The following is a 4,729-nucleotide window of genomic DNA, read 5'->3' on the forward strand; positions in this document are numbered from 1 at the left end:
GCGCTGGCGCCCTCGCTCGGCGGCAGCGCCGCCGGCGGCGACCACGCCACCGGCAACTCGCTGGCGCATTGGCTCTCCGGCCATCTCGGCGACAGCATCTGGCTCACCCTCGGGTTGACGCTGGCCAAGGTCGGCCTGTTCACCACCCTGATGCTGGTGGCCGGCCGCCGCGCGGTGCCGTGGCTCCTCGACCAGGCGGCGCGCACCGGCTCGCGCGAGCTGTTCACCCTCGCGGTGCTCGCGCTGGCGCTCGGCATCGCCTTCGGCTCGGCGGAGCTGTTCGGGGTGTCCTTCGCGCTGGGCGCCTTCTTCGCCGGCATGGTGCTCGCCGAATCCGACCTCAGCCATCAGGCGGCGGCCGATTCCCTGCCGCTGCAGGACGCCTTCGCGGTGCTGTTCTTCGTCTCGGTCGGCATGCTGTTCGACCCCGGCATCCTCGTGCGCGAGCCGCTCTCGGTGCTGGCGGTGCTCGGGGTGATCCTGCTCGGCAAGTCGATCGCCGCGGTGGCGATCGTGTTGGCGTTCAAGCATCCGGTCGGCACGGCGCTCACCATCGCCGCGAGCCTGGCGCAGATCGGCGAGTTCTCCTTCATCCTCGTCGGCCTCGGCCTCTCGCTGAAGCTACTGCCGGAGGAGGGGCGCGACCTCATCCTCGGCGGCGCGCTGCTCTCGATCACCCTGAACCCGCTGTTCTTCGCGGCTGCAGCCCGGGTCGAGCGCTACCTCGCCGACCGGCCCGCCCTTGCCCGCCGCTTCGAGCGGCGCGGCGCCGACGCCATCGCGGTCTCGGAGCCGGCCAAGGCCCATCGCGGCCACGCGATCGTCGTCGGCTACGGCCGGGTCGGCAGCGGGATCGGCAAGGCGCTCGACGCCTGGGACCTGCCCTTCGTGGTGGTGGACCGCGACCGCCGCCGGGTGCTCGACCTGCGCGCGTCGGGCCTCGAAGTGGTGTTCGGCGACGCGCTCGCGCCGGGCATCCTGGCCGCGGCCGACATCGCCCAGGCGCGCCTCCTCGTGATCGCGACGCCGGATTCGCACAACGCCCGGCGCCTGGTCGAGATCGCCCGCGAGGCAAACCCGCGCATCGACACCCTGATCCGCACCCACAGCGACGCCGAGCGCCGCCGGATGGAGGAGGAGAAGGTCGGGCTGGTGCTGATGGCCGAGCGCGAGCTCGCCTTCGGCATGACCTTTTACGCGCTCCGCAGCCTCGGCCTCACGGAAGGCGAGGCCCGCCTCTACGTCGACGCCAGCCGCGCCGACAGCCGCGCGGAGGCCCCGACTGAGGCCGAGATCGAGCAGGCACCGGAACTGAGGCCGCACAAGGAGGAGCCGGCGGGGTGAGGCGGTGCCCGTCCGATCACTCGGTCGGATGGGAGGCGGGTATTCCGTTCCCGGGCCGACCGTCAGCGCTGGATGGGTTTGCGGCTGTTGGTTCCGAGCACCTTCCCGATGGTACACTCGTCAACACCGCAGCGGGATCGCGAACCGTTCCTTCTTTGCGCTGAGCGCCCCGGTTCGGAGGTAGAAACGGATGGCTTCCCTGTTCCAGACCGGCGTCTGCCATTCGAGACGATCGACGCCCTCGACCTGCGCGAGCTTCGCCACCGCGTCGAAAAGTTGCCTGCCGATGCCCCGCCCGCGCGCACTCGCCGCGACGAACAAGCAGTCGAGATGGCCGTAGGTGCGCCCTCGCCAGAGCGAAAAATCGAACGTGACCGCCGCGTAACCGACCAGCGCGTTGCCCATATCCGCTACGAGCAGGTGGGTCGGCAGGCTGTCCGTCGACAGGATCGCTTTCAGGTCGTCGAGCGACAGGGATGCCGTCCCGCGCTCGAATGCGGCATGCGCCCGAACCATTTCGAGGATGGATGTCGCGTCGGACGCAGCCGCTTTCCGAAAGTGAGCGCTCACGCCGTGGCCTCAGACCGCGCCAAGTCGAAGCCCTCGTCGAGCCAGCCGGTGATGCCGCCCGCCATGATCTTGACCGGGCGCCCGAGTTCCGCGAGCCGCAACGCTCCCCTGGCGGCGCCGTTACAGTGCGGACCGGCGCAGTAAGTCACGAACACCGTGCCCTCGGGCCAACGTTCGAGCTTGGAGCGCACGATTTTGCCGTGCGGGAGGTTGATCGCGCCGGGAACGTGACCGGCAGCGAACAGGGCGGGACTGCGCACGTCGAGCAGCACGAAATCCGCCCCGCGCGCCAGGGCGTCATGCACGTCCCAACAGTCGGTCTCAAACGCGAACTCGGCGGCGAAGCGCTCGCGGGCGAGGTGGCTCGGGGCAGGTGAAACGGCGGTGACTGCGGTGGGCATGGTGATCCTTCTTGATGGACGGCACCATGTCGGGCTCGCAAAGCTCGGTTTGCAATTGGCCGAAACGACAGGCATCGTGAAGATCGTGCCAAACACTACCGGACCCCTCGCCGTCGCGCTTCTCTACGATGGCCTGTGTACCTTCGAGTTCGGGATCGTGGCCGAGGTGTTCGGCCTGCCCCGGCCGGAGATGGGCGAGGCTTGGTATCGATTTGCCAGTTGCGCAGTGGAGGGTGGGCCGTTGCGGGCGCACGGGGGCTTCACCCTGACGCCGGACCACGGCATCGAGCTGATCGACTGCGCGGACATCATCGTAGTCCCCGGCTGGAAGGAGAGCGACGAAGCGGTCCCCGAGGATCTCTGCCACCGCCTTCGTGAAGCACATGAGCGCGGAGCGCGGTTGGTTTCCATCTGCTCGGGTGCGTTCGTGCTCGCAGCGACCGGGCTTCTCGACGGCGGGACGGCGACGACGCACTGGCGCTACGCCAAGGCGCTGCGCGATGCCCACCCCAAGGTCGCGGTTGACCGCTCCTCCCTGTATCGATCCTACGGGCGGGTCTTCACTTCGGCCGGGAGTGCGGCAGGGCTCGACCTCCTGATCGAGATCGTGCGTCAGGATTACGGGCCAGAAGCTGCGAACTCCGTCGCACGGCGCCTCGTGATGCCCGCCCACCGTACCGGCGGTCAGGCGCAGTTCCTGGAGCGGCCAGTGCCGGTGCGCCGGCAGAACGAGGTGGCGCCCCTGATCGACCAATGAGGGCCGAACTCGGTGCGCCGTGGCCGCTGACCCGCATGGCCGAGGCGTGCCGCATGAGCCTGCGCACGTTCATGAGGCGCTTCACCGAGGCGACGGGGGCACCGCCGGGCGAGTGGCTCGCGGCCGAACGGATCGAGGAGGCCAAGCGCCTGCTCGCCGCAGGCCGTCTGAGCGTCGACGAGATCGCGGTCTTCGTCGGCCTGGGCGGGGCCGACACGCTACGGCACCATTTCCGCAAACGCATCGGCATCAGCCCCGGCGAGTTCCGGACACGTTTCAGCCGTCCGGAGTCGGCACGAGGTGACGTGTCTGTCCCTTCGGCCTGCGAACATCCTGCGTCGTGTTCACAGTGATCGACTTCGGTGGGAAGCCGACCCGGCGGAGGCGGACGAAATCTTGACCGTCGGCGTTCACCCTGCCAGCTCGCGCCCCAGCTCGGCCACCCGCCGAAGGTCGCCGACGAACGTCGCGTAGGCTTCTTCCTTCGCCTCGTCGGGCAGGCGCAGCAGGTAGGAGGGGTGGACGGTGATGAAGCCCTGGAAGCGGTCCTCCAGGCGCTCGAAGCGGAACGGCCCGCGCGCGCGGGTGATCGGGATTGACTTGCCGGTGAGCGCCAGCACCGCGGTCGCGCCGAGCGCCACCACGAGCTTCGGGGCGACGAAGTCGAGCTCGCGGTCGAGCCACCAGCGGTAGTGGCTGACCTCGCCCGCCGTCGGCTTCTGGTGGATGCGGCGCTTGCCGCGCTCTTCGAACTTGAAGTGCTTGACCGCGTTCGTGAGGTAGCTCGCTTCGCGGTCGATCCCGGCCTCGGCCATCGCCCGCGACAGCAACTGGCCCGCCGGCCCGACGAAGGGGCGGCCCTGCCGGTCCTCCTGGTCGCCCGGCTGCTCGCCGACGAAGGCGATGGTCGAGCCGACCCGGCCCTCGCCGAGCACCGCCTGCGTCGCGCCCGGCACCAGGGGCTCGGAGCGCTTGATGATGGCGTTCAGCGCGTCGAGGGTTTTGGGCGCCTGGTCGGACATCGCCGCCACGGCCTTGGCCGGATCGCGCTTGATCGTCATCTGCGGGGCCCTTTCGATCATCTGGGTGGTCCGGGACGCGGCCGCGCGGACGAGGCCGGGGATGGCGGCGGTCTCGGGCATGTTGTGCCAGTACTTCTTCGGCATCTCCGCCCGCATCGCCTTCAGGTTGGTGCGGGCCGGATTGAACGTGCTCTCGTAGTAGTCGCGCCATCCGGCCTCGAAGCCGTCGCCCTCGGGCAGCTGGGCCTTGTCGCCGGGCGGACCGAAGGCGAGCGTCGCGCGGTCCCAATGCGCCGAGCCGTCCGGCGTCAGGATGGTCCAGTCCATCGATCGGAAGCGGTCGACGAAGAACGGCGCCGCCGCCTCCAGGATGTGGTTGTCGGGCTCGAACCAGGCGACGAACCGTTCGCCCGCCGCGGTCTCGATCCGGCGGAAGCGGAGGAACGCGTGCATCTTGTGCAGGTCGCGGGCGATCGCCTTGCGCATGCCGCCGAGGCGGTGGACCAGCGGATCGCTCGCCACCTCCGGCAGGTGGCGCTCGCCGTGGCGGACGCGCCAGACGAGGGCGTGGAGCAGGGCGTAGCGCTCGCGGTCGCGGTGGGGCACCACCATGGGGATCAGCCCGGCCACCGGCT

At 69.9% G+C, this 4,729-nt stretch carries 4 protein-coding genes and 1 pseudogene; 2 read left to right on the top strand and 3 right to left on the bottom strand.

Features of this window, described 5'->3' with window-relative positions:
- Positions 1-1,344 (top strand): cation:proton antiporter (locus tag FV222_RS17815; protein ID WP_147815300.1); only part of this gene is annotated, 1,344 nt, incomplete at its 5' end.
- Between the two features lie 120 nt (positions 1,345-1,464).
- On the opposite strand, the gene FV222_RS17820 is transcribed toward FV222_RS17815, so the two are convergent.
- Both FV222_RS17820 and FV222_RS17825 read right to left on the bottom strand, forming a co-directional pair.
- A complete protein-coding gene (locus FV222_RS17820) occupies positions 1,465-1,914 on the bottom strand; it encodes a GNAT family N-acetyltransferase (RefSeq protein ID WP_147761931.1) in 450 nt (149 codons plus the stop codon).
- Positions 1,911-2,315: a rhodanese-like domain-containing protein gene (locus FV222_RS17825; RefSeq protein ID WP_147761932.1), complete on the bottom strand. Its 405-nt coding sequence runs from the start codon at positions 2,313-2,315 to the stop codon at positions 1,911-1,913. Before FV222_RS17825 ends, FV222_RS17820 begins: the two co-directional genes overlap by 4 nt.
- An 85-nt stretch (positions 2,316-2,400) precedes the next feature.
- Here FV222_RS17825 and ftrA point away from each other — a divergent pair.
- Positions 2,401-3,425, top strand: a pseudogene (gene ftrA, locus FV222_RS17830) (transcriptional regulator FtrA).
- Positions 3,426-3,482: 57 nt separating this feature from the next.
- Here the strand turns inward: ftrA and FV222_RS17835 are convergent.
- On the bottom strand, positions 3,483-4,729 hold a 1,247-nt coding region (locus FV222_RS17835), incomplete at its 5' end, for a UdgX family uracil-DNA binding protein (RefSeq protein ID WP_147815301.1).

Origin of the sequence: Methylobacterium sp. WL103 (assembly GCF_008039885.1) — a bacterium.
GTDB lineage: Bacteria > Pseudomonadota > Alphaproteobacteria > Rhizobiales > Beijerinckiaceae > Methylobacterium > Methylobacterium cerastii.